A 25,212-nucleotide genomic window follows, 5' to 3' on the forward strand; every position below is an offset into this window, starting at 1 on the left:
GAGCAGCCGCAAGCGTGATGCGAGAAGGGATGAAACAGCCGTCGAGCGAGGAACGCGCAGAAGGGGGCGACTTCATCGAATGCCTGGAAGACCTCGCGATCGTGCGACCTGTGGATGACTCCGAAGATCATCTCCTCTGGGACACCGAGCTCCTGAAGCAGGAGCTCGCCCGCGCGAGCCCTGGCCGCGAGTCGGGGCTGATGCGGCTCCTCGCGGCGCGGGTCGCGATGAACAGCTCTTTCCAGTTCTTCGGCCTGCTCGACGCCCACGGTACGAGCTGGGAGTCGAACCACACCTCGACCCGCGGCGCCGGCGTGGAGCGGAGGGAGGTGCACGGCGTGCCCTTCTGGGAGTGCCGCTGGTGGCAGGGCTCGCCGGAGATCCAGGAGCGCCTGAAGGACGCTGTGCGGCGCGCGGCGCGGGGCGAGTTCGTCAGGTACGACGTGGAGGTCCTCGGGGGCAACGAAGGTGAGGAGCGCATCACCGTCGATTTCAACCTGAACCCCGTGAAGGATCGGCAGGGCAAGGTCGTCTTCATGGTCGCCGAGGGGCGGGACGTCACCGAGCAGCGGCGGCTCGAGCGCGAGGTCGCGCAGCACCGGGACGAGCTCGCGACGCTCGACCGCCTCAAGACGGAGTTCGTGGCCAACGTGAGCCACGAGTTCCGCACCCCGCTCACCCTCATCCTCGGGCGCGTCGAGGACGCGCTGTCGAGCCCGGCGGGGTCGCTCGAGGGCGACGGCCTCGCCGCGGCCCACCGGAGCACGCTCCGGCTCCTCCGGCTCGTGAACACGCTGCTCGATTTCTCCCGCATCGAGGCGGGGCGCCTCCAGACGTCGTTCGCGCCCACCGATCTCGCGCGGCTCACGGCGGAGCTCGCGAGCTCCTTCCGCTCGCTGATCGAGGGCGCGGGCCTGGCGCTCGTCGTGGACTGCCCGCCGCTGCCCGAGCCCGTCTACGTCGACGCGGCGCAATGGGAGAAGGTCGTCATGAACCTCCTCTCGAACGCCTTCAAGTTCACGTTCGAGGGGGAGATCGCGGTCTCGCTGCGCGCTCACCCGGACCACGTCGAGCTGACCGTGCGCGACACAGGCACCGGGATCCCCTCGGAGGAGCTCCCGCGCGTCTTCGATCGGTTCCACCGGGTGCAGGGCGCGCGCAGCCGGAGCATCGAGGGCACCGGGATCGGGCTCTCCCTCGTCCAGGAGCTCGTCAAGGCGCACGGGGGCTCGCTGCGCGCCTCGAGCGCGGTGGGGCAGGGGAGCGCCTTCACCGTGGCGATCCCGAGGGGCCGCGCGCACCTTTCGCCGGAGCGCGTGGTCGCCGCCGGGGAGCCGGCGCCCTCGGCGGCGAGCGCGAGCCTCCACGTGCTCGAGGCGTCCCAGTGGTCTTCACCCCAGTCACCCGGGCGCGAAGGAGCGGCGCCAGCGGGCCCGGAGCCGCGCGCCGACGCCGCGCCCGTGCAGGTCGCCCCGGGCGGCGGAGAGGGCCGGATCCTCGTCGCCGACGACAACGCGGACATGCGCGAGTACCTCGTCCACCTGCTCACGCCGAGGTGGAGCGTGGAGGCGGCCTCGGACGGGCGAGCGGCCCTCGAGGCCGCGCTCGCGCGCCCGCCCGACCTCGTGGTGAGCGACGTGATGATGCCCGAGCTCGACGGCGTCGCGCTCCTCCGGGAGCTCCGCGCGGATCCGAGGACGAGCAGTGTCCCTGTGATTCTCGTGTCCGCTCGGGCGGGGGAGGACGCCGTCGTCGAGGGCCTCGACACGGGGGCGGACGACTACCTGGTGAAGCCGTTCTCGCCGCGCGAGCTCCTCGCCCGCGTCCGGACGCAGATCGAGATGGTGCGGATGCGGCGGCGCGCGGTCGAGGCCGCGGAGCGGGAGCGCGCGCAGGAGCTGCCCCGCTTCCTGGACGCGGCGAGCGTGGTGCTGGCCGAGTCTCTCGACTATTCCACGACGCTCGCGCGGGTGGCGCAGCTCGCGGTGCCCGTCCTCGCCGACTTCTGCGTCGTCGACGCGCTCGACGAGGAGGAGGGCACCTTCCGGCGGGTGGGCGTGGCGCACTCGGACCCTTCGCTCGCGGCCGTGGCCGAGGAGGCGAAGCGCTTCGCGCCCAGGCTCGACGGCAACCCGGAGCACCCGCCGACCAAGGTGCTCCTCGAGCAGAGGTCGGTGCTCGTCGAGCACTTCACGGACGAGCAAAAGCGCGCCATCGCGCAGAACGACGAGCACCTCCGGGTGATCCGGGCCATCGGGGGGCACTCGTTCATGTGCGTCCCGCTGGCGCGGCGGGGGCGGCTCTTCGGGACGCTGACCTTCATCGTCGTGCGATCCGAGCGCCGGTACAGCCGGGCGGACCTCGCGGCAGCGGAGGAGCTCGGGCGCCGCTGCGCGCTCGCGGTGGACAACGCGCGCCTGTACAGGGACGCGCAGAGCGCGATCGCGCTGCGGGACGAGTTCCTCTCGATCGCCTCCCACGAGCTGAAGACGCCGCTCACCCCGCTCGCGCTGCAGATCCAGACCCTGATGCGCCGCGCGCCCGAGCTGTGCCCCGACAGGGAGCGCCTCCCGTGGCTCATGGACCGGCTCGGGCTCGTTCGCCGGCAGAGCGAGCGGCTGAGGCGGCTCGTCGAGAACCTCCTCGACATCTCCCGCATCTCCGCGGGGCGCCTCGCCCTGGAGCTCGAGCAAATCCGGCTGTCGGACATCGTCCGGCTGGTGGTGTCTCGCTTCCAGGAGGGCGGCGAGATCGCGGAGGCGGGCTCGCCGGTCACCGTGAGCGCGGCGGACGACGCCGCAGGGAGCTGGGATCGGGTGCGGCTCGAGCAGGTCGTCGAAAACCTCGTCTCGAACGCGCTCAAGTATGGTCAGGGAAACCCGATAGAGATCGCCGTCGCCTCGACGGGCTCGATGGCCACGCTGACGATCGCGGACCACGGCATCGGGATCGCGCAGGAGCACATCGGCCGGATCTTCGGGCGGTTCGAGCGCGCCGTGTCGGCGCGGCACTATGGCGGTCTGGGCATGGGGCTCTACATCACGATGCAGGTGGTCGAAGCGCTGGATGGTTCGATCGAGGTGAGCTCTGTCCTGGGAGAGGGCTCGACCTTCAAGGTGACCCTGCCGCTCGCCGGCCCTCGGGCCTCGGGCCGGCAGGGGCCGCCGGGATTCGAGGGCGCCTGAGGCGCCCGGCGCGAGGGGGCCCCGCGGGCCGGCCCGAGGTCGTGGCGCCCTGGTCGCTGTCACCCGGCGAAGGGAGCGAGTGCGCATGACGACGAGCCGTCCCAGGAAGCGCATCCTGATCGTCGATGACGACGCCGCGATCCGCCGGACGTTGAGCGAGCTCCTGGAAGAGGAGGGGTATGCGGTCGCCTGCGCCGCGAACGGGCGCGAGGCCCTCGCATGCCTGCGGGACGACCCCTCGTCCATCGCGCTCGTCCTGCTCGACCTGATGATGCCGGTCATGGATGGGTTCCAGTTTCGCGCCGAGCAGAAGCGCGACCCGACGCTCGCCGCCACGCCCACCGTCGTGATGACCGCGCGCGGCGCGACGGAGCGCGCCGGCATCGACGCGGACGCGATCCTCAGCAAGCCGTTCGACGTGCTGAAGCTGATGGACACCATCGAGCGGAGCTGCCGGCGGGGGTGAGCCGCGGCGCGGCGCGCCGATCGTGCGAGCGGCCGACGGCGCGCCGCAGGCGACCTAGGAGCCCGCCCTCGAGCCGCACATGGTCGTGAGCACCGCGAGCAGCTCCGCGGGCTCGATGGGCTTCGGGACATGGGTGTTGAACCCTGCTCTCAATGCGCGCATGCGATCCTCCGTGCGCGCATAGGCGGTGAGCGCGATCGCCGGGGTCCGCCCGCCGCTCGCCGCCGGGAGCGCGCGGATCTTGCGGATCAGCACGTAGCCGTCCTCGCCGGGCATCGCGACGTCGGACACGAGCACGTCGGGCTGAAGCGCCTTCACCGCGAGCAGCGCCTCGGCGGCGGACGACACGGCCGTCACGCGCGCGCCGCACTGCTCGAGCATCGTGACGAGGAGCTCGCGCGTGTCGTCCTCGTCCTCGACCACGAGCACGTTCAGCGCCGCGAGCTCCGGCGGGCGGTCGTTCCCGGCGGAGACGCACGGCAGCGGCGCCCGCCGGCGCCCCCGGTCGGGGCTCGGCGGCGCCGCGAGCGGCAGCTGGACGACGAACGTGGCGCCCCGACCCTCCCCGTCGCTCAGCGCGTGGGCCGTGCCGCCGTGCATCTCCACGAGGCTCTTCACGATCGTGAGCCCGAGGCCCAGGCCGCCGTGCCTGCGGGTCGTGCCGCTCTCGGCCTGCCGGAACTGCTCGAACACGTAAGGCAAGAACGCGGGCTCGATGCCCTGGCCGGTGTCGGACACGGTGATCTCGGCGGACCCGTCGGCGCGATCGAGCCGGATGCGCACCACGCCGCCGCGCGGCGTGAACTTCACCGCGTTGTTGAGCAGGTTCCAGACGACCTGCTGCAGCCGGCCCGCGTCGCCCGCGACGGCGCCCACGCCGGGCTCGAGGAGCGACAGGAGCCGCACCCCCTTGGCGTCCGCGGCCGGCCGCACGACCTCGAGGGCGGCGTCGATCACCGGCGCGAGCTCGATCGGATGGACGTCCAGCCGGAGCTTGCCGGCCATGATGCGCGAGATGTCGAGCAGATCGTCGATGAGCTGCGCCTGCGCCTGGGCGTTGCGCTCCACCGTCTCCAGCGCCTTGTCGCGGCGCTCCTCGGGGAGCTTGCCGGTGCGCAGCATCCGGACCCAGCCGAGGACCGCCGTGAGCGGCGTGCGGAGCTCGTGGCTCATCGTCGCCAGGAACTCGTCCTTCAGGTGGCTCGCGGCCTCGGCCTCCTGCCGCGCGGACTCCGCCGCGGCGAGCAGGCCTTGCCGCTCCTCCTCCGCGCGCTTCCGCGCGGTGATGTCGAAGAACGAGGAGACGACGCCGGCGACCGAGCCGTCGGTGCCGCGGAGCGGCTGCGCGTTCACCGAGAGCCACAGGACCGAGCCGTCCGGCCGCTCCAGCCCGAGCAGGACGCCCGACTGGGGCGCGCCGGTCCGGAGCGCGATCTGCGAGGGGTACATCTCGAGAGGGAACGGCGAGCCGTCCTCGCGGACGAGTTTGCACGACGGGCCCAGCATCGTGGACCCGACGAGCTGGGCCATGGGCAGGCCCAGGATCCGCTCGGCGCTCGCGTTCGCGGTGCGGATGACGCCGCGCTCGTCCTGGAGCGTGATGCCCTCCTCGAGCGCGCTGATGATCACGCGATAGCGCTCCTCGCTGTCCCGGAGCGCCCGCTCCGCCTCGATCGCGTCGGTCTCGTCGCGGGTGATCAGCACGGCGCCCGCGGGCGAGCCGTCGGCGTGCCTGAGCGGCGACGCCGTCCCGGCGAGGGCGCGGATCGAGCCGTCCGGGCGCGTGACGAGCCAGCGCGCGTTCTCGACCTTCTCGCCCCGGAGCGCGCGGTGGAGCGGGTCCTCGTCGGGGCGCAGCGGCCGGCCGTCCAGCGCGAGCAGCCCGCGGGCCCGGAGCGACTCGAGCGCGTCGCGCTCGTACACCCCGTGCTGCCGCTGGGCCTCGCCGTTGCAAATGCGGAGCGCCCCGCGCGCGTCCGCGGCCATGATGCCGTCGCCGCTCTGCTCGATGAGCGCCCGCAGCAGATCGCGCTCCACCGCCGCGATCCGCTCGGCCCGCTCGGCCCGCTCGCGGAGCCGCTTCGAGCGAAGGAGCGCGCCGACGCGCGCCGACAGCGCGGCCGCCGGGCAGGGCTTGACCACGTAGTCGTCGGCGCCCGCGGTGAGCCCCTCGACGAGGTCCTCCTCCTGCCCGGCCACGGTCAGGATGAGGATCGGGAGCCCGACCGTGGCGGCGCGCGACCGCAGGAGACCACAGATCTCGGTGCCGGACATGCCCGGCATCACCTGGTCGAGCACGAGGACATCCGGAAGATCGCCCCCCGCCACGCGCTCGAGCATCGCGGCGGCGTCCGTGAAGACCTGGGCCTCGTACCCTGGCGCGAGGGCGCGCGCGGCCATCTCGGCCTCCAGCAACGAATCGTCGAGGATCCACACCGCCCCGCGCTGCGCGTGCTCGCTCGGCGGAGATCCCATGCCCCCTTCCCGGACGTCTCGCCCCGCGACCGGCGCCTGGCGCCGGGGCAGGCCGTTCGCATCGCGCGCGGCGTCGGCGAGCACGAAGTCCATCGTCATTGACCGATTCATGGTTCTCCAGGAGCAGCAGGGACCGTGAGGCATATCGCCACAGGGCGGCGCCTCTCGGGGCGGGACCGGGCGCGGAGACGCGTTGGTTCCGCAAGCATCTTTGCCGCCCAGTCTCATCTGAGGGAGAGCCCGCGACGATGCAAGCTTACTACGATGAAAGGCGCCCTGTCGCCCTCTTCTGCGTGTCTGCGTCGGTTGCTTGTGGTTGCTTCTTGTCGCGTCTGGTCGGGTTTGGTTGCGTCAGGTTGCGTCAGGTTGCTTCCGGTCATTGCGCCACGCATCACGCAACGCTCGCAGGGACCCATCGACGTCTGTCGTGGCGCTGGCGCACCGGCGTGCTCGACGCGGGGGCAGCGCATGGCCGCTGCGCGCTGCTCACCCGGGCGTGACATGCGCAGCTCGGGACATGTCCGACGGGAGTTCCCTGATTCTGGCACGGACGCACAAGTGCGATTGACACCCCGCATTCGGAAAGGCTATTCCCTCGACCGAGCACCGCTGTGGCAGAGATCCTCGTCGTTGATGACAGCAGGGTGATGCGCGAGATGGTGGTGGCCTGCCTGCGGGCAGACCAGCACGGGTTCGCGCACGCGGCGAGCGGGCTCGAGGCGATTGAGACGCTCTCGCTCAGGCCGTTCGATCTCGTGGTGCTCGACCTGAACATGCCCGATATCGGGGGACTCGAGGTGATCGAGTTCATCCGGGGTCAAGACAGGCTGCAGAGCCTGCCGATCCTGGTGGTGACGACCCGGGGTGATGAGGAGTCCCGCGCCCGCACGCTCGCCGCAGGGGCGTCCGAGTTCATGACGAAGCCCTTCACTCCCGACGCCATCCTGGCCAGCGTGCGGGCGCTCCTGCAGGACAGCGTCGCCAGCGCCGGATGACCGGATGGGCGGCGCGCTCGATGTGAACGAGTTCGTGGCCGGCTACCTCGTCGAGGTGGAAGAGCACCTCTCCGCGTCGATGGCCAACCTCCTCGCCACCGAGGCGGCCCTCCGCGCCGGCGAGTCGAGCCCCAAGGCGATCCGCGAGCTCTTCCGCTCTCTCCACACCATCAAGGGCCTCTCCGCCATGGTCGGCGTGGAGCCGATTGTGGATCTCGCCCACGCGATGGAGACCGTGCTCCGGGCGGTGGACCGGTCGGCCGGGAGCCTCTCCGCCTCGTCGATCGAGGTGCTGCTCCGCGGGCTCCGGTCCATCGAGGAGCGGGCGCGGGCCCTCGCCGAGGGCAAGCCGGTGCTGCCGGCGGCGCCCGAGCTCCTCGCCGCGCTCACCGCGCTCGATCTCGCCGCCGCGCCGTCGCCGCCCGTGCCCACCATCGGCGCCGATCCCGAGATCCTCGCGAAGCTCGGGCCCGGCGAGCGGGTGCAGCTCGCGCAGGGCGTGGCCGGCGGGCGGCGCGCGCTGCGGGTCGACTTCGTCCCCTCGCCGGCGCGCACCGCCGAGGGGGTGAACATCACGACCGTCCGCGAGCGCGTCGGCAAGCTCGCCGAGATCGTCAAGGTCATCCCGCTCTCGGTGCCGGCCACCGAGGGGGCGCCGGGCGGCATCGCCTTCGCGCTCCTCGTCCTCACGAGCGCGCCCGACGAGGAGGTCGCGCGCGCGGCGGCGGCGGATGGCGTCCGCGCGCTCACCGTGGAGCCCCCCGTCCCGCCGGCCGTCGCGGCGCTGGCGGAGCGCGAGCCGGACGAGCCGGCGGACCGGGAGCCCCAGCTCCGAGGCGTCGTCCGCGTCGAGGTGGCGCGCCTCGACGACGCGCTCGACAAGCTGTCGGCGCTGGTCGTGACGCGGTTCCGGCTCGCTCGGGCGGCCGCCGAGCTGCGCGCCCGCGGGGTCGACACCCGTGATCTGTCGGAGATCCTGCGCGAGCACGACCGGACGCTGCGCGACCTCCGCGGCGCCATCATGCGCGCGCGCATGATCTCCGTGGCGGAGCTCCTCGAGCGCGTGCCGCTCGTCGTCCGCGGCCTCGGTCGCGCGACCGGCAAGCAGGTCCGGCTCGAGATCGACGCCGGCAAGGCCGAGCTCGACAAGGCGGTCGCGGAGCGCGTCTTCCCTGCGATCGTGCACCTGCTCCGCAACGCCGTCGATCACGCGATCGAGCCGCCCGCCGAGCGGCGGCGCCTCGGCAAGCCCGAGGAGGGCGTCGTCCGGGTCTCCTGCTTCGAGCGCTCCAGCAATCAGCTCGAGCTCAGCGTCGCCGACGACGGCCGCGGCATCGATCGCGCGCTGGTCGCGAGGCGGGCCGGCCGCCCCGCGCCCGAGAGCGACGCGGCGCTGCTCGATCTCATCACGCTCCCCGGGCTGTCGACGCTCGACCAGGCGACGAAGACCAGCGGCCGCGGGCTCGGGATGGACATCGTGCGCCGCATCGCCGTGGAGCAGCTCAGCGGGGAGCTCTCGGTGAGCACGTCGCCCCGCGCCGGCACCACCTTCACCCTCCGGATCCCGCTCACGTTGACCATCGTGGACGCCTTCTCCTTCCTGTGTGGTGACCAGCTGTTCGTGACGCCCGTCGCGGGCGTCGAGGAGGTCGTGGAGATCGACGCCGCGCGCATCCTCCGCGGCCCAGCGCCGGGCGAAGCGCGGGGCGGGACGACGTTGCCAGCCCTGGGCGAAGCGCGGGGCGGGACGACGTTGCCAGCGCCGGGCGAAGCGCGGGGCGGGACCAGGCTGCCAGCGCCGGGCGAAGCGCGGGGCGGGACCATGTTGATCGAGCGCCGCGGCGAGGTCGTGCCCCTCGTCGAGCTCGGCGCCCTCTTCGAGCTCGGGGCCTCGCCGGCGCGCAGGGCGCTCGTCGTCCGCCGCCATGGCGCGCCCTTCGCGTTCGGCGTGACCCGCGTGATCGGCCAGCAGGAGGTGGTCGTGCGGCCGCTCGAGGACCCGCTCGTCCGGGTGCCGGGCGTGTCTGGCTCGACGGATCTCGGCGATGGGCGCCCCACGCTCGTCCTCGACCTCGTGACCCTCAGCGGCAAGCTCTCCGCTGGCCGCGGCGGCCGCGGCGCGCTCGCCCGGGTGGTCTCGTGAGCGATCTGCACGTGATCCTGAAGGTGGCAGACGCCGAGTACGTCATCTCGGCGGCGGACGTGCTCCACATGGAGTCGTTCGCCGGGGCGACCCGGGTGCCGGGGACGCGCTCGTACGTCGGCGGCCTGGTGCAGATCCGGGGCCGCGTGGTCCCGGTCGTGGATCTGCGCGTCCGCTTCGGGCTCCCGAGCGCGGAGCCGACGCTGGACTCGCGCGTCATCGTCGTTCAGCGCGGCGGCCGTACCGTGGGCCTCCTGGTGGACAGCGCGCGCGAGGTCGTCAACATCGCCGAGGGCGAGCTGCGGCCGCCCCCCGAGGTCATGGCGGAGGAGAGCGCCGGGTTCGTCAGGGCCGTCGCGAAGCTCGGGGAGCGCCTCGTCATGCTCGTCGACGTCGGCAGGATCATCGGTGAGGAGCAGGATCATGGCATCTGATGCAATCGCGGACATCGACGGCGCGCTCGCGCGGGCGGAGCAGACCGAGCGCGCGCTCCGCCAGGCGGTCACGACCGTCGACGGCGTCGAGCAGGCGGCCGCGCGGCTCGCCGCCCTCGGCGCCGAGCAGGCCGCGGCCGGCAGGGAGCAGGGGGCCATGGCGGGGGCGCTCGCGGGCGAGCTCGAGGAGGCCGGGTCGGCCGCGCAGGCGCTCGCCCGCTCCGGGCAGCGGGTGGGCGACGTCGTCAGCGAGGTCGTGAGGGCGACCGAGGGCATGGCGAGCGGCATCGGCGCGCTCGCCCCCGCGCTCGCCAGCGTGAGGAGCGACGCCGAGACGCTCGCCACCTCGGCGGACACGACCGTGGCGGCGCTCGAGGACATCGCCCGCTCGGTGAAGGCGGTGAGCGCCAACGCCGAGGAGCTCGCGTCCTCCAGCGAGGAGCTCCTCGGGGCGGTCTCCGTGACGAGCGGATCCGCCGACGAGGCGGCGACCCGCGGCGAGAGCAACGCCGCGGCCATCGAGGAGATCGGGGCCACCATCGAGGAGATGTCGAAGGGCGTCGCGCGCCTCTCGGCCGACGCCAAGGGGGTCGGGGCGCAGATCTCGACCATGGCGGGGACCGTCATGGGCGTGAGCGGCTCCCTCGATCGCGTCGCGAAGGAGGCGACGGAGATGGCGAGCGCGGTCGAGGAGACCGCGGCGACCGCCGAGCAGATGGCGCGGTCGATCCGCGGGGTGGCCGAGAGCGCGAGGTCGCTCGACTCGAGCGCGTCGACGACCGCGAGCACGATCACGGAGATCGCGAGCTCGGTCGAGGAGGTCGCGGCCACCGCCGAGAAGAACGCCGCGACCGTCGAGGCGAACGCGGTCGCCGCCGAGCAGCTCGCGCGGACCGCGCAGCAGGTCGCGCAGAGCGCCGAGCAGATCAGCGGGCTCGCGGCCGGCAACGCCGCCACGTCGTCGCAGGTCGAGGCCTCGACGCGGCGGATCGTCGCCATCGTCGAGACCGCGCGCGCGACGGCCGAGCAGGGGGTCGCGACCGCGCGCCAGGGCGCCGCGACGGTCGGCAGGTCCATCGCCGGGCTCGGGAGCATCCGGCAGGCGATGGCCGACTCCGCCTCGGTCATGAAGGAGATGGGCAAGCGGGCGGAGGAGATCGGCGACATCGTCCAGACGATCAACCTGATCGCCGACCGCACGAACCTCCTCTCGCTCAACGCCAGCATCGAGGCCGCGCGCGCGGGGGAGCACGGCCGCGGCTTCGCCGTCGTCGCCGAGGAGATCCGCAACCTCGCCGATCGGGCCGCCGTCTCGAGCGCCGAGATCGCCAAGATCGTCCGCGCGCTCCAGGCGAGCGCCCGGGAGGCGGTCGCCGCCTCGAGCGAGGGCGTGAAGGTCGCGGACGAGGGGACCCGGCTCGCGAGCGACGCCGATCGGGCGCTCGCGTCCATTCTTCAGGGGGTCGAGGAGCTCGGCCGCTCGATCCGCGACATCGACCGGGCGAACGCGGAGCAGGTGCAGGCGGTGGCCTCCCTGACCCAGACGACCTCGCGCATGAGCGAAGAGGGCAGGGCGGTCGCGCGCTCCGCGGCCGAGCAGACCAAGGCGGTCCAGTCGCTCGCGCAGGGCAGCGCGGAGATGCGGCGCATGGCCCGGCAGACGAAGGACGCGACCGCCGAGCAGGCGCGTGCGCTGCGGGACGCCGTGAAGGCCAACACGCAGCTCACGTCCACCGCCGAGCGGGTGTCGCGGGCGATGGATGAGCAGGCGACGGGCGCGTCGCAGCTCGCCAAGGTCGCCGCGCAGATGCGCGCGCTGACCCAGCAGACCAGCGCCGCGATGGTCGAGCAGACCCGCGCCCTGGCCGGGATCACCGCGCTCACGCAGGAGGTCTCGGGCGCGTCGCAGCGCATGGTCGCCGGCCTCGCGGAGCAGGCGGGCGGCGCGACCGAGATCGCGCGCGCCATGGACGACATCCGGCGGGTGTCGGCCCAGTCGGCGCGGGGCATCGGCGAGCAGGCGCGCGCGGCGAAGCAGCTGGAGGCGTCCGCCCGCCAGGTCGCGCGGCTCGCGGCGGCGGTGACCGCCGCCACGGCGGACCAGGGCAAGGCGACCGCGTCCCTCGCGAAGGAGGGGGATTCCATGCGCCGGATCGCCAGGCAGACGGCGCGGGCCGTGGCCGATCAGGCAGAGGCGATCGCGGCCCTCGCGTCGGGCGCGAACCGGCACACGCCGTCGCTCCAGGCTGCCGAGAAGGGGGCCTTCGAGCTCTCGACCCGGACCGAGCAGCACGCCGCCTGGTTCTCGCGGTTGCGCGACCCGGTCCGGGAGCTGCTCGCCTCCACGGCCAAGAACGCGAGGGACACCGGCGCGATCGCGAGCGACGCGGGCCAGGTGCTCGAGCAGCTCGGCAGGATCCGGCAGGCGAGCGCGGAGCACGCGGACGCTGTCGCGGGCGTCGTCGCGACGGTCGCCCACGCCGTCGCCCACATCAAGGCGAACGGGACGCAGCACCCCGCACCGCCGGAGACGGCGGCATGATCGCTCGCCGGCACGCGCCCGCGCTCGCCGTCTCGGATGCGGAGCGGCAGCGCGTCGAGCAGGTCGAGCGGCTCGCCGCCTCGGGGCCTCCGGGGGCGCCCGGGCTCATCGAGATGCTCGCGGATCCGAGCTGGACCGTGCGGCGGGCGGTCGTCGCGTCGCTCGCCGCGCTCGGCGACGCGGCGGTCCACCCCCTCTGCGCGTGCCTCTCCGCCCGGCGCGACAGCGAGGCGCGCATCGCCGCCACGGTCGACGCGCTCGTCGCGTCGCTGGGCGACGTCGACGCCGCCGTGCTCGCGCTGACCCTGGATCATCGCCCCGCGCTCGTCGCCGACGCGGCGCAGATCCTCGGCCGCCGCGGCAGCGCGAAGGCCGTCCCCCGGCTCGCGGAGCTCACGTCGCACCCCGACGACAACGTCGCGGTCGCCGCGATCGAGGCGCTCGGCCGGGTCGGCGGCAGGTCAGCGGTCGACTCGCTCGTGGATGCCGCCTCGAGCGGAAATTTCTTCCGTGTCTTCCCGGCGATCGACGTGCTGGGCCGGAGCGGCGACCCGCGCGCGACCGGCCCGCTGGCGATCCTCCTCGATGATCCGCGCTACCTGCTCGAGGCGGCGCGGGCGCTCGGCCGCACCGGCAGCCGCGGCGCCGTGGCGCCGCTGGTGCGCCTCCTCGGGCGGCCGAGCGACGGCGTCGTGCGTGTCGCCGCGGCGGCGCTCGCCGAGCTGCGCGAGCGGTACCGCGAGCGCTACGGGACGGCCGCGCCGATCGACGAGGCGCTCCGGAGCGAGGCGCCGGCGCCGGGCGTGGCGCGGCGGCTCTCCCAGAGCCTGGCGGGCGCGGATCCGGCCGAGCAGGCCGCCCTCTGCAGCGTGCTCGGCGCGATCGGGGGCGACGAGGCCCTGCTCGAGCTGACGCGCCTGCTCGACGCCGATCCCCCCGTCGCGAGCGCCGCCGCGGAGGCGCTCGGCCAGCTCTCGCGGAGCGCGGACCCCCGGGTGCTCGCGGCGCTGCGCGACGGCGACAGCGCGCGCAGGCTCCTGCTCCTGCCGCTCGTCCGGGGCATCGCGGCCGCGGGCGAGGTGGAGCGCTGCCTCGCCGATCCGGACGCGGAGGTCCGTGCCGCGGCGTGCGACGCGCTCGCGCGCATCGCGGAGCCCGGCTCGACGCGCGCGCTGTTCCAGGTCCTCGACGACCCGAGCCCCCGCGTGGTCCACGCCGCGACGACCGCGATCCAGGGCCTCGGCGGCCCGGACGCCGAGGCGCTCGCGCTCGCCGCGGCCCGCGACGGGGCCCCGGCCGCGCGGCGGACGGCCCTCCGGATCCTCGGGCACCTCGCGCCTCCGTCGGCGCTGCCGGTCTTCCTCGACAGCCTCGGCGACCCCGACGTGCGGGCGCGCGAGCAGGCGATCCATGGCCTCGCATCCCTCGCGGCGCCGGCGGCGCTCGACGCGCTCGTCGCGGTCGCGGCCGATCCCCCGGCGCGGATCCGGGCCGTGGCGATGCGGGCGCTCGGGCAGTCGCGCCGGGATCCCCGCGTGATCGACGCGCTCCTCGCGGGGCTCGGCGACGGCGACGCGTGGGTCCGGTACTACGCCTGCCAGTCGCTGGGGAAGCTCGGGTGGGAGGCGGCGGCAGGGGTCATCGCCGAGCGGCTCCGGGACGAGAGCGGCCAGGTGCGCGTGGCGGCGATCGAGGCGCTGTCGGGGATCAAGGGCGAGCTCGCGCTCGCGGCGCTGGAGCAGGCGGCCCGGGACGGCGACACGGACATGCGGCGGTCGGCGCTGATCGGGCTCGGCATCGCCGGGCGAGAGGCGTCGCTGCCGACGTTGCTCGACGCGCTGTCGTCCCCGGACGTGGCGACCCGGCTCGTCGCGGTCTCGGCGATCTCCGGCTTCTCGTCGCCCGAGGTCCTGCCCGCGCTCGTGCGGGCGGCGGGCGACCCCGACGAGAGCGTGCGGTCGGCCGCGACCAGCTTCATCGCGGGGCGGCCCGGCGCCGAGGCGACGAGGACCCTGGTCGCGCTGCTGGTCACGTCGCGGGCGCAGGGCCCGCTCCTCGCCGCGCTGGCGACGCCCGTGCCGGGCCGCATCGAGGGCATCCTCGACGCGCTGGGCACGGCGGACGACGAGCTCTCGCCGCTCCTGACCGCGGCGCTCGCGCGGATGCGGCTCCCTGGTGCGAACGCCGCGCTCCTCGAGGCGCTCCGGCTGCCGCGCGCGCCGGCGCGGAAGGCGGCCGCCACGACGCTCGCCGCGGTGGCCACCCGCGAGGGCTTCGCGGCGGTCGAGCGCGCCTCCCGGACGGATCCAGATCCCGAGGTGCGGCGCGTGTCCGCGTCCGTCCTCGCGCAGTGGGTCTGATCCCGTGGGCATAAGGAGCCGCCTCCCCATCTCTCCGCAGGTCTTCGCGATCTTCAGCGCGCTCGTCGCCGAGAAGCTCGGCTTCCACTACGACGCGGCCGATCGCGAGCTGCTCGGCGACAAGCTGTCGGCGCGCGCCCTCGACGCCGGCTTCGACTCGCTGCTCGACTACTACTACTTCCTCCGCTACGACCCGGGGGGCGCGGCCGAGATGGACGCGCTGATCGACGGGCTGGTCGTGGGCGAGACGTACTTTTTCCGCGAGCTCGCGCAGCTCGAGCTCGCGGTCTCGGATTTCGTCGCGCCGCGCGTGGCGGCGGGCGGCAGGCCGCGGATCTGGTCGGCGGCCTGCTCGAGCGGCGAGGAGCCGTTCACGGTCGCGATGCTCCTGGCCGAGCGGGGCCTGCTCGACAAGGTCGAGCTCATCGCGAGCGACGTCAGCGCGCGGGCGCTCTCGCGGGCTCAGGCCGGCGTGCTCGGGCCGCGCTCGCTCCGGAGCAACGCCCCGCCGCCTCCGTTCGCCGAGCGGTGGTTGCAGGTGGCGCCCGATCGCGTCGTCGTGAGCGCCGAGCTGAGGCGGGCGATCGACTGGCGGCGGATCAACCTGCTCGACGCGTCCCAGGTCGCGTCGCTCGGGCAGCTCGACGTCGTGATCTGCCGCAACGTGCTCATCTACTTCCACGACAACACGGCGCGGTGGGTGGTCAAGAACCTCTCGGGGGCGCTCTCCGCGGGCGGGATCCTCCTGGTCGGGGTCTCCGAGTCGCTCTTCAGGCTCGGCACCGCGCTCGCCTGCGAGGAGCGGGGCGGCGTGTTCCTGTACCGGAACGCAGAGCCATGAGGTGCCCTGCGGTCCGCGTGCTCGTGGTCGACGACTCGGCCTTCGTGCGCAAGGTGCTGCGGCAGGTCCTCGGCGCGAGCTCCTCGATCGAGGTCGTCGACACGGCCATGGACGGCCTCGACGCGCTGGAGAAGATCGCGCGCTACAAGCCGGATGTCGTCACGCTGGATCTCGTGATGCCGAACCTCGACGGCCTCGGCGTGCTCGCGTCGTTGCCGCGCGAGGGCGCGCCGCGGGTGATCGTCGTCAGCAGCGCCGACGCGGACAGCGAGCTCGGCGTCAGGGCGCTCCAGGAAGGCGCGACCGACCTCGTCGAGAAGCCGACGGCGCTCGCGACCGATCGCCTCTTCGGCCTCGCGGACGAGCTGGTCCGCAAGGTGCTCGCCGCCGCCCAGGCGAAGGTCCACCGCGCGGAGCCGCCGCTCGCCCCGCCGTCCACGCCTGGCGCGATCCCGGCGCTCTCGCGCACGCGGCTCGTCGTGATCGGCGCCTCGACCGGCGGCCCGCTGGCGCTGACACGGCTCCTCGCGGCGATGCCCGCCGGGTTCCCGGCCCCCATCGTCGTGGCGCTGCACATCCCTGCTGGCTACACGGAATCGCTGGCGCGCCGCCTCGACGACGGGAGCGCGCTCTCGATCGTCGAGGCGTCGGACGATCTCCCGCTCCGGCCCGGGCTCGTGGTCCTCGCGCGCGGGGGGACGCACATCGAGGTCCGGCGCCATCTGGCGCGCGCCAGCGTCTGCTTCCCGGCGAAGGCCGGCGCGTCCCCCTATTGCCCGTCGGTGGATCTGCTCTTCGCGAGCGCCGCGGCCGAGTTCGGGCCCGGCGTGCTCGGGGTCGTGCTGACGGGCATGGGGGACGACGGCCTGGAGGGCTCCCGGGCGATCCGCGCGGCGGGCGGGAGGGTCCTCGCGGAGGCCGAGTCGTCCTGCGTCGTTTACGGCATGCCCCGCCGCGTGCTGGAGGCCGGGCTCGCCGCGGCCTCGGTGCCTCTCGATCAGATGCCCGCGGCCATCCTGCGGCATCTTTGACATCGTCGCCGCGTTGCCGTCCTGGGAGACGATGAAGGCGATCCGCTCCGGGTACCCCGCGACGAGCGCCGCGGCCGCGCGGTGGCGGGTGCCGCGCGCGTCGAGGCTCAGGCTCGCGTCCATCCCGTGCGGGCTACGCGGCCCGACGCGAGCTGCCGCCTTTCCGCTTCGGGCCCTCCGCCTTTCGCACCCTGGATTTGCCGCCTTCTTCCGGCGCTTTTCTGCCGTTTTTCGCGCCGTTTTTCGCGCCGTCTCTCGCTTCGTCGTTCGCGGCCCTCTCGCCCTTCTGTCCGAGGCTCTTCTTGAGCAGCGCGATGAGGTCCACCGTGCCGGTGGCGCGGCGGTGGCGCTCTTCCTCCACAGGCTCCGCGGGCGCCGTCGTGCGGCCGGATTTCACCTTCTTCTCGATGAGCTTCATCACGTCGTCGCGGTACTCGTCCTTGTATTTCTCCGGCTCCCACGCGGTGGCCATCTCGGCCACCAGCCGCTCCGCCATCTCCAGCTCCCGCTTGCCGAGCCCCTTTCCCTGGGCGTCCATCTCGGGCAGGTCGAGCTCCTCATCGGAGCGGAGCTCGTGCGCGAACCGGAGCAGGTTCAGCACGAGCCCTCTGCCGTGCGGCCTCACCGCGGCGATGTGCTCGCGCGTCCGGATCACGACCTTCGCGATACCGACCTTGCCCGTCTTCCGCAGCGCCTCGCGCAGCAGGACATACGCCGTCACCGGCGATCGCTTCTTGCCGTTCTGGGACGCGGGAGCGAGGAAATACGGTTTGTCGTAGTAGATCGGGTCGATCTCCGAGGCGTCGACGAAGTCGAGGATGTCCACGGTCTGCGTCGCCTCCACGTTCGCGCGGCGCAGGTCCTCGTCGGACAGGACGACATACTCGCCCTTCTCGTAGGGATAGCCGCGGACGATATCATCCCAGCTCACCGGCTCGCCCGTCTCCCGGTTCACGCGCTCGTAGCGGATCGGCGCCATGGTGCGCCTGTCGAGCTGCGTGAAGCGGAGCTCGTCGGGCTCCTCGGCGGGGTAGAGGGCCACCGGGATCTGCACGAGCCCGAAGCTGATACTCCCTTTCCAGATGCTGCGAGGCATGTGCGCTCCTTCGACCCGGAAGGCGACCCGGGGGGCCCGCGCCAGGTCCGTCATGGCGAGCAATGCAAGCCGGCGGCCGACGACGCGTCCTCGCGCACCCTGCGCCGCGCGCCCGTCCTGGCCGCCTGAGGGCCATCGCGGATCCTGCGCCCCCTGCCGTGCGCTGCCACGGCCGAGGTCGCGTTTCGCCACGGCGGACCGGGCGCGGCGGTGATCGGCGGTGATCGCTGCCCCACGCGCCCTCGCCCGCAGTATATAACCCGCGCACGACATGCCTCGGCGTCCCCACGACCTTCACGGCGCCGCGCCGGACGAGAGCCGGACAGCGCTGCTCCTCATCGACGTGATCAACGATCTGGACTTCCCGGGAGGCGATCGGCTGCTCGCCCACGCGCTCCCGATGGCGCACCGCATCCGGGCGCTGAAGCAGCGGTGTCGCGACGCCGGCATTCCGGCGGTCTACGTGAACGACAACTTCGGCCGCTGGCAATCCAACTTCCACCGTCAGATCGAGCACTGCCTGGAAGAGGGCGTGCGCGGCCGCGAGATCGCGGCGCTGCTGCGGCCTGGAGAGGATGATTATTTCGTGCTCAAGCCCAAGCACTCCGGCTTCTACGGCACCACGCTGGAGATCCTGCTCGAGTCGCTCGGCGCGCAGACGCTCGTCCTGACCGGCATGGCGGGGAACATCTGCGTCCTGTTCACGGCGAACGACGCCTACATGCGCGATTACCGGCTGCTCGTCCCGTCGGACTGCGTGGCCTCCGAGACCGAAGAGGACAACGGCCACGCGCTCCGCCAGATGCAGCGCTTCCTCAAGGCCGACATCACGCCGTCGGACGAGCTCGACCTCGAGCGGCTGCCCGCCTGACACCGGCCGATGCGCGGCGCCAGGCGGGCAGCTGCCCGAGATCACGTGGGATGACAGAGCGTCACGGTCAGGCGACGGCCCTGTGCTTCGACGAGATCCCCTCTTCGGTGAGGACCGCGACGTCGGTCGCGCCGCCGCGCTCGAGGATCTGCTTGGCGAGCGCGCGCTCGTTGCTGTCCTCGACGTGGACGGAGATGAGGATGTTGCCGCCCTTGATCTTGCCCTCGTACTGCTTGGCCTCGACCTCGGGGATGCCGAGCCCGATCAGGGCGCCGGTCACGCCGCCGAGCGCGGCGCCGGCCGCGGCGCCGCTCAGCGCGGCCATGATGGGGCCGGCCGCGATGAACGGCCCGAGCCCCGGGATGGCGAGCGCGCCGATGCCGGCGAGCAGCCCGATGGTCCCGCCGACCGCGCCGCCCGCGCTGACGCCCGCCGTCGCGCCCTCGGGCGCCTTCGTATGCTTCTCGTGCGCGAAGTCCCGCGTCCCGTGCTTGTCGGGGAAGAGCGCCGAGATGTCGCCGGTCATGAAGCCGGCGCGCTGGAGATCGCCGACGATGATGTCTGCCTGAGCGAGCGTGCTCACGAGGCCAAGGACCGCTTTCTTCGTTGCCATGGTGTCTTCCTTTCAGACCGTTCGTGTCGGTTCAGTCAACGTCGACTTCGAGCTGGTTATCGACCCTCTGCACACCCGGGATCCCGAGGGCGATCGCGGCGATGTCGGCCTTCTCCTTGTCGCTCTTCACCGGGCCGCGCAGCGTCACCACCTGCCCCGTCGTGATGATCTTGACGTTCTTCGCGCTCATCGAGAGCGTGTCGTTCGAGATCACCGCCTGCCGGATCTTCTGGGTGATCGTGCGATCGGCCTCGTTCTCGCCCTGGTCCCCGGGGGTCAGCGCGGCGGGATCGCGATCGCGATCGTTCTTGCCCGTGTTGTCGGCGGCCGTCGGCGTGGGGTTGTTCGCCCGCTGGGCGATCTCGCCCGGCACCGCGGGATTGCCGTCCGAGCGAGTCGTGCCTTCCGCTCGATCGCAGCCGGCCGCAGCGGCGATCGAGAGAGGCAGCAGCAGGACGAATTTTGCTGTGTTCATGCCCGCACCCTCGCAAGGCCCGGGCCATCCCTGGCGGAGAGCGCCTGTCGGTGCGCGGTCGTGGCCAGGGTGGAGCATGATCCCCGTCACGCCGATGGATGAGATCCCTTTCTCCCCGCCGCGTCGCGGGCGGCTCTTCCATCGCGTCGGCGCGCGGCGCCGCGCGGCTGGCAAGCTCATGGCTGGATAGAGGCCGGACTGCCCCAAGTGGGGCGAACTGCCCCGTGCCGGCGATGTCAATGTCAGGAGGGGAGAACCAACGCTGTCGGGCGGAGGACGGTGCGTGTGTACGCCTGTGACGGACGCCGTCCAGGGCGCCAGTCGCCAGCGTCCGATCGGGCCCGCGCTCGCGCTTTGGGCGCTGGGGGAAGGGCTCAGTCGTCGCGGGCGCCTCTCGGCCGTTCGATCGGCCGTTCGATCGGCCGTTCGATCGGCCGTTCGATCGGCCGTTCGATTCCGAGCCGCCGCAGCTTCCGGTAGAACGTCGCCCTCGACATGCCCGCCTCGCGCGCGGCCTGGAGCGCGTTCCAGCCGGTCCGCTCGAGCGCGGCGAGCAGCGCGGCGCGCTCGTCGCGCGGAGGTCGCCGCGCGCCGCGGCCGCCGCCTTCCTGCGCGCGGGGCAAGTCCACGTCGTCGGGGCCGATCCTGCGGCCGTCGCACAGCACGACGGCCTTCGTGATCACGTTCTCCAGCTCGCGCACGTTGCCGGGCCAGCCGTGCTGGCCGAGCCGCCGCAGCGCCTCGTGGGACAGCTGCGGCGCCGGGCGGCCCAGCTGCTCGGCGGCGCGGCGCACGAAGTGGAGCGCGAGCTCCGGCAGGTCCTCCAGGCGATCGCGCAGCGCCGGCAGCCGGATCTGCACCACCGCGACGCGGTAGTAGAGGTCCTCCCGGAAGCGCCCGCGCGCGGCCTCGGCCAGGAGATCGCGGTTCGTCGCGCAGACGAGGCGGAAGTCCACGCGCACGGCCTCGGCGCTGCCCACCGGGCGCACCTCCCGCTCCTGGAGCACCCGGAGCAGCTTCGCCTGCACCTCGAGCGGCATCTCGCCCAGCTCGTCGAGGAAGAGCGTGCCGCCGCGCGCCGCGACCACGAGGCCGGTCCGGTCCCGGTCGGCCCCCGTGAACGCGCCGCGGACGTGCCCGAAGAGCTCCGACTCGAGCAGCGCGGCGGGGAGCGCGGCGCAGTTGATCCCCATGAACGGGCCGCTCTTCCGCGGGCCGGCGAAGTGGATGGCGCGCGCGACGAGCTCCTTGCCGGTGCCGCTCTCGCCCGTCACGAGCACGTTGACCGGCGCGTCGACCACGCGGTCGAGCGTCGCGAACACCGCGCGGAGCGCGGGGCCGCGCCCCACGATGGCGCCGTAATCGTAGCGGTGCTCCAGGGCCTGCTGGCGGACGAGCACCTGCTCCTGCAGCCGGTCGATCTCCGCGGCCTGGCCGCGCAGGAGCTCCTCGACGCGGCGCCGCTCGGCCTCGAGCTCCACGGTGCGGCGGCGCAGGTCGTCGACGAGCCGCGCGTTGCGCAGCGCGAGCGCGACCTGGTCGGCGAAGGCGAGGAGCAGGTCGACGTCCTCCGGCGCGAACCGTGCGCGCCGGAAGCGGTTGTCGAGGTAGAGCGCGCCGAGCACGCCGTCCGGCGAGCGGATCGGCACGGCGATCACGGACCTGAGCCGCATCGCGTGCACCGACGCGTGCTCGTGGAAGCGCGGGTCTTCCTGGGCGTCCACGGTGACCACGGGCTCCTGCGTCGCGATCGCGCGCTCGGCGATGCCGTAGCTGAACTTGAGGTGGCTCCTGCCGACCTTCTCCCGGTCGACGTTGCGCGCGACCGCCACGCGCAGCTCGCCGCCCGGCTGCTCGATCAGCAGGAACCCGCGCTCCGCGGCCGTGAGGTCGATCGCGGCGTCCATGGCCATCGCGAGGATGTCGGCGATCTCGACGGAGGAGTTGAGCCTGCGGAACACAGCGAGGAGCCGCTCGAGCTTGGCCGTGCGCTCTGCCGCCGGCGGCGCCGCGGCCTCGGCCGCCGCGGGGGTGCGCGCCGGCTGCGCCGCACGGCGCCGGGGGTGGGTCCAGAAGGCGTGCTGCAGCGCCTCCGGCAGCGAGCGCGCCATGGCGGTCCAGGCGGCGGCCGCGCGCTCCCGCTGCGCCGCGGCGGCCTCCGGCTCGCCTGCGAGCTCGTGGGCTTCGGCCAGCGCCAGGCGGACGTCCGCGGCGAGGTCGGGCTGCGCCGCGCGCTCGGCGAGGCCCAGGGCGCGCTCGAGGCGCTCCCGGGCGGCGGTGAGGTCCTGACCGAGGTTGGGCTGACCGAGGTTGTGGCCGCCCTGACCGAGGTTGGGCTGACCGAGGTTGGGGTCGCCCTGACCGAGGTCGGGCTGACCGAGGTTGTGGCCGCCCTGACCGAGGTTGGGCTGACCGAGGTTGAAACCGCCCTGATCGGAACCGACCTGACCGAGGTTGCCGTCGCCCTCGCCGTCGAGCAGCGCGAGCCGCCCCTCCAGCAGCGCCGCGCGCGCCCCGAGGTCGGGCGCCTCCCGGGCGGCGCCGTGCTCCCGCGCCCGGCCCAGCGCGGCCCGCGCGTCCCCCACCGCGCCCCGCGCGAGGTGGGCCCGGCAGAGCTCCAGCTCCTCCTCCACCACCTCCCGCTGCGCCCCTTGCGCCTCGAAGCCGCGCCGCGACCGCTCGAAGCAGCGCGCCGCCTCCTCGGCGTCGCCGCCCGCGAGCGCGCAGTCCCCGAGGACCGAGGCCGCCGCCGCCGCGAAGAACGGCGCGCCCCGCCGCGCGGCCTCCGCCTCCACCCGGGCGGCCACGCGGGCGGCCCGCTCGAACGCCCCCACGTCCGCCCAGAGCTTCGCCAGATCGAAATCGAGGACGAGGACCAGGTCCGCCTGGCCCAGGGCGGAGGCGAGCCGCGCCCCACGCTCGTAGGCGGCGAGCGCTTCCCCGAGCTCGCCCGACTGGTGGCACGCCGTACCCACGTTGAGGCTGCAGCGCGCCACCAGGTCGCCGAGCCCGTGCTCCTCCGCCGTCGCCAGCGCCTGCCGGTACCCGACGAGCGCCGCCTCGACCTCCCCGGCCCGGAAGGCGTCGATCGCCTGGTACGACAGCGCCCGCACCAGCGCCCTCGGCGCCCGCCGATCGCGGTGCAGCCCGGCGGCGAGCCCGAGGTGCAGCCCCGCGAGCCGGCGCTCCCCGAGGTAGCTCGCCGCGACGCCGACGTCCTCGTGGAGGCTCGCCAGCACCTCCGGCTCGTCGCACCACGCGAGCGCCGGCTCGGCGCGGGCCCGCGCCTCCGCGTGGGATCCGAGCCGCAAGAGCGCCCGGCTCGCCAGATCGGCGAGCCCCGCGCGCTCGCGCGGCGTGGATGATGACGACGCCGCGCCCTCCCCGCCGGCCGGCTCGCTCCGCTCGGCCTCGTCGAGCCGCGCGAGCGCCGCCGTGGGGTCGCCCAGCTCCAGCAGGCACGCGCCGAGCCGGACGAGCGCCTGCGCGCGCCGCGCGCCGAGCCCTCCGGCCTCGTCGCTCGCGAGCAGGTGCTCCAGCACCTCGCGCGCCCGCGCCGCGCGGCCGACGCGCTGGAGGGTGGACGCGACCTCGAGCCGCGCCTCCGCCGACGTCGCCACCTCGAGCAGCGCCTCCGCGGTCGCGCCCCACGGCCTCGGATCCGCCTCGCGCTCCGCGCGGCGCTCGAGGAACAGGCGCTCGGCGGCCGCCGCGTCGCCCGACAGCGCGAGGTGCAGCACCCGCTGCTCGGCCCGCGCCGGGAGGGCGGCGGCCGCCCGCGCGTGCGCCGCGCGGACCGCCTCGCCGCCGAGGGCGCAGAGGAGGGCGGCGATCGGCCCGGCGCGCGTCAGCGTCCACCCCCCTGCGGTGCGCGCGGCGACGCCGCGGGCGGCGAGCTCGGCCAGGTGCGCGACCGGGAGCCCGAGCGGCGGCAGCTCCTCGTCGGCGACCGCGCCCCCCCGCACGGCCAGCGTCGCCACCGCGTCCCGCAGCGGCCGCCCGAGGCCCCGCAGCCGCAGCGCGTAGCGCGCGCTCGCCCCGGGCGTCGTCGCGTCGAGCCCGGCCAGGTCCCCGCTCTCGGCGAGCCGCCCCGCGATCACCACGAGATCGGCGGGCCACCCCGCGCTCGCGCGCAGCACGACCTCCGTCGCGTCGCCCAGGCCGATGTCGTCCATCCAGCGCTGCACCGCCTCGCGCCCGAGCGGCGGCAGCGCGACCTCGCGCGCGCTCCGCCCCGCCTCGGCGGCCACCGCGGCGAGCGGCGCCCGGCCGCCGCCGTGCGGGACGCGCTCGGCGGCGAGGAGCAGGACCGGATCCTCGGGGCCCAGCAGCCGGGCGAGCGCCTCGAGCATCTCCCGGTCCGCCCCGCTCACCTCGTCGGCGTCGTCGAGCACGAGCACCAGCGGCCCGGCCCCCGCCCCCGCGTGGCCTCCCCGCGCCCGTGTCAGGCGCTCGTGCGCGCGCAGGGCGCCCAGCGCGCCGGCGGGGAGCGCCTCCTCGCCGGTCGCGCGGCGCAGCATCGAGGCCACCGGCGCGCTGGCCCTGGCGAAGCCCTCCACGGCCTCCATCCGGAGCTCGGCGCTCCACGTCGCCTCGCGCAGGAGGCGGCTCTTCCCGCAGCCCGGCTCCCCGGCGATCACGCAGACGCGCGGGCCGCGCTCGCCTCGCTCGAGCGCGGCGAGCGCCTCGGCGACCGCGCGCAGCTCACCATCGCGCCCGACGAGGTGGGGCGGCTCCGGCGGCGGTGGGGCCGCGGCGCGCGGCGCTGCGCCCACCCAGTCGAGCACCTCGCCCGCGTCGGCCGGGCGGTCGCGCGGCTCGGACCGCACGAGGCGCTCGACGAGCGCGCCGATCACCTCCGGCAGCGGCTCCGCCAGCAGCGGCGCGATCGCCTCGAGCGTGCGGCCGAGCGAGAACAGGTCCGCGCGCCCGTCGGCCGGCTCGCCGCGGATCACCTCGGGCGCGAGGTAGCCCCGGGTGCCGGAGACGCCTTCGTCGGGCCTCCCCCCGAGCCGCGCCGCGCAGGACAGGTCGATCAGCACCGCGCGCCCCGAGGCCCCGACGAGGATGTTGGCCGGCTTCACGTCGCCGTGGCGGATGCGCGCGCGGTGGAGGAACCGCAGCGCGTCGAGCACGTCCACGATCGCGGCCCGCGCCTCCTCGAAGCGCCGCCCTGTCACGTACTCGTCGAGCGGCGCGCCCAGCACCGCCTCCGACGTGAAGTAGAAGCGCGGCTCGCCGGTCTCCCGGAGCATGCCGAAGTCGAGGACCCGGACGAGGTGCGGATGGAAGAGCCCCGCCAGCATCCTGAACTCGCCGCGGAACGCCGCCCGCTCCGCCGTGCGCGCGTGGCCGAGCAGCTTGAGGCACAGGTCCCGCCCGAGCGCCTCGTCGCGCGCGAGCCACGCCGTGGCCAGGCTCCCCCGCCCCAGGGGACGGATCAGGCGGTAGCGGCGGGCGAGCAGGGTCCCTTCGGCTTGGCTCACCCGCGCAGTGTCTCACGGATGTGCCATCTGAGACAGTGAGACACTCGATGAGACATCTGTGCCTCGCATTTCGCGACGATTTCCGTCCTTTTTCATTCGGCACCAGGTTTGCTCTAATGGCCGGCATGGCGATGCGGACGACATACGGAGACCGAGGACGGCGGGGCGCGCGCGTCGCGACGCTCCTCGGAGCGCTCCT

15 protein-coding genes are annotated in these 25,212 nt (G+C 74.2%); 10 read left to right on the forward strand and 5 right to left on the reverse strand.

All coding sequences use genetic code 11. The annotated features are described in order from the left end of the window. The first annotated feature begins 101 nt into the window (after window positions 1-101). Window positions 102-3,185, forward strand: coding sequence for an ATP-binding protein (locus WMF27_RS13180; RefSeq protein ID WP_437944167.1), 3,084 nt, complete (start codon window positions 102-104; stop codon window positions 3,183-3,185). An 85-nt stretch (window positions 3,186-3,270) separates the two neighbouring features. Next, window positions 3,271-3,651: a response regulator gene (locus WMF27_RS13185; RefSeq protein WP_437768523.1), complete on the forward strand. Its 381-nt coding sequence runs from the start codon at window positions 3,271-3,273 to the stop codon at window positions 3,649-3,651. 54 nt (window positions 3,652-3,705) lie between these two features. Here WMF27_RS13185 and WMF27_RS13190 read toward each other — a convergent pair whose 3' ends face one another. After that, on the reverse strand, window positions 3,706-6,237 hold the full coding sequence (locus tag WMF27_RS13190; protein ID WP_437768522.1) for a hybrid sensor histidine kinase/response regulator: 2,532 nt from the start codon (window positions 6,235-6,237) through the stop codon (window positions 3,706-3,708). 500 nt (window positions 6,238-6,737) lie between these two features. Between WMF27_RS13190 and WMF27_RS13195 the strand changes: the two genes are divergently transcribed. The 7 genes from WMF27_RS13195 to cheB are packed head-to-tail and all read left to right on the forward strand — an operon-like array spanning window position 6,738 to window position 16,472. Then, window positions 6,738-7,121, forward strand: a complete 384-nt coding sequence (locus WMF27_RS13195; protein ID WP_437768521.1) for a response regulator transcription factor — start codon at window positions 6,738-6,740, stop codon at window positions 7,119-7,121. 4 nt (window positions 7,122-7,125) lie between these two features. Next, window positions 7,126-9,264 (forward strand): chemotaxis protein CheA, encoded by a 2,139-nt coding sequence (locus WMF27_RS13200; RefSeq protein ID WP_437768520.1) that lies wholly within the window; start codon window positions 7,126-7,128, stop codon window positions 9,262-9,264. Continuing rightward, on the forward strand, window positions 9,261-9,698 hold the full coding sequence (locus WMF27_RS13205) for a chemotaxis protein CheW (protein ID WP_437768519.1): 438 nt from the start codon (window positions 9,261-9,263) through the stop codon (window positions 9,696-9,698). The genes WMF27_RS13200 and WMF27_RS13205 overlap by 4 nt, the downstream gene beginning before the upstream one ends. Further along, entirely contained in the window at window positions 9,688-12,240 is a 2,553-nt protein-coding gene (locus WMF27_RS13210; protein ID WP_437768518.1) for a methyl-accepting chemotaxis protein, read from the forward strand. Before WMF27_RS13205 ends, WMF27_RS13210 begins: the two co-directional genes overlap by 11 nt. Next, a complete protein-coding gene (locus tag WMF27_RS13215) occupies window positions 12,237-14,600 on the forward strand; it encodes a HEAT repeat domain-containing protein (RefSeq protein WP_437768517.1) in 2,364 nt (787 codons plus the stop codon). Before WMF27_RS13210 ends, WMF27_RS13215 begins: the two co-directional genes overlap by 4 nt. A gap of 10 nt (window positions 14,601-14,610) precedes the next feature. Beyond that, on the forward strand, window positions 14,611-15,441 hold the full coding sequence (locus WMF27_RS13220) for a CheR family methyltransferase (RefSeq protein ID WP_437769857.1): 831 nt from the start codon (window positions 14,611-14,613) through the stop codon (window positions 15,439-15,441). After that, the gene (gene cheB, locus WMF27_RS13225) at window positions 15,438-16,472 is read left to right on the forward strand and encodes a chemotaxis-specific protein-glutamate methyltransferase CheB (RefSeq protein WP_437768516.1); all 1,035 of its coding nucleotides are present in this window, start codon (window positions 15,438-15,440) and stop codon (window positions 16,470-16,472) included. Before WMF27_RS13220 ends, cheB begins: the two co-directional genes overlap by 4 nt. A 133-nt stretch (window positions 16,473-16,605) precedes the next feature. Here cheB and WMF27_RS13230 read toward each other — a convergent pair whose 3' ends face one another. Beyond that, window positions 16,606-17,568: a Ku protein gene (locus WMF27_RS13230; RefSeq protein WP_437768515.1), complete on the reverse strand. Its 963-nt coding sequence runs from the start codon at window positions 17,566-17,568 to the stop codon at window positions 16,606-16,608. Window positions 17,569-17,839: 271 nt separating this feature from the next. On the opposite strand from WMF27_RS13230, the gene WMF27_RS13235 reads away from it, so the two are divergent. After that, window positions 17,840-18,439, forward strand: coding sequence for a cysteine hydrolase family protein (locus WMF27_RS13235; RefSeq protein WP_437768514.1), 600 nt, complete (start codon window positions 17,840-17,842; stop codon window positions 18,437-18,439). A 67-nt stretch (window positions 18,440-18,506) separates the two neighbouring features. On the opposite strand, the gene WMF27_RS13240 is transcribed toward WMF27_RS13235, so the two are convergent. From WMF27_RS13240 to WMF27_RS13250, 3 genes are all read right to left on the reverse strand, one after another. After that, on the reverse strand, window positions 18,507-19,052 hold the full coding sequence (locus WMF27_RS13240; protein WP_437746102.1) for a DUF3341 domain-containing protein: 546 nt from the start codon (window positions 19,050-19,052) through the stop codon (window positions 18,507-18,509). A gap of 31 nt (window positions 19,053-19,083) precedes the next feature. Continuing rightward, window positions 19,084-19,527, reverse strand: a complete 444-nt coding sequence (locus WMF27_RS13245; protein ID WP_437768513.1) for a BON domain-containing protein — start codon at window positions 19,525-19,527, stop codon at window positions 19,084-19,086. Between the two features lie 374 nt (window positions 19,528-19,901). Beyond that, entirely contained in the window at window positions 19,902-25,013 is a 5,112-nt protein-coding gene (locus WMF27_RS13250; RefSeq protein ID WP_437768512.1) for a sigma 54-interacting transcriptional regulator, read from the reverse strand. Between the last annotated feature and the right edge of the window lie 199 nt (window positions 25,014-25,212).

The sequence above is a fragment of the Sorangium sp. So ce281 genome, from assembly GCF_051527395.1.
GTDB classification, from domain to species: Bacteria; Myxococcota_A; Polyangia; order Polyangiales; family Polyangiaceae; genus Sorangium; species Sorangium cellulosum_B.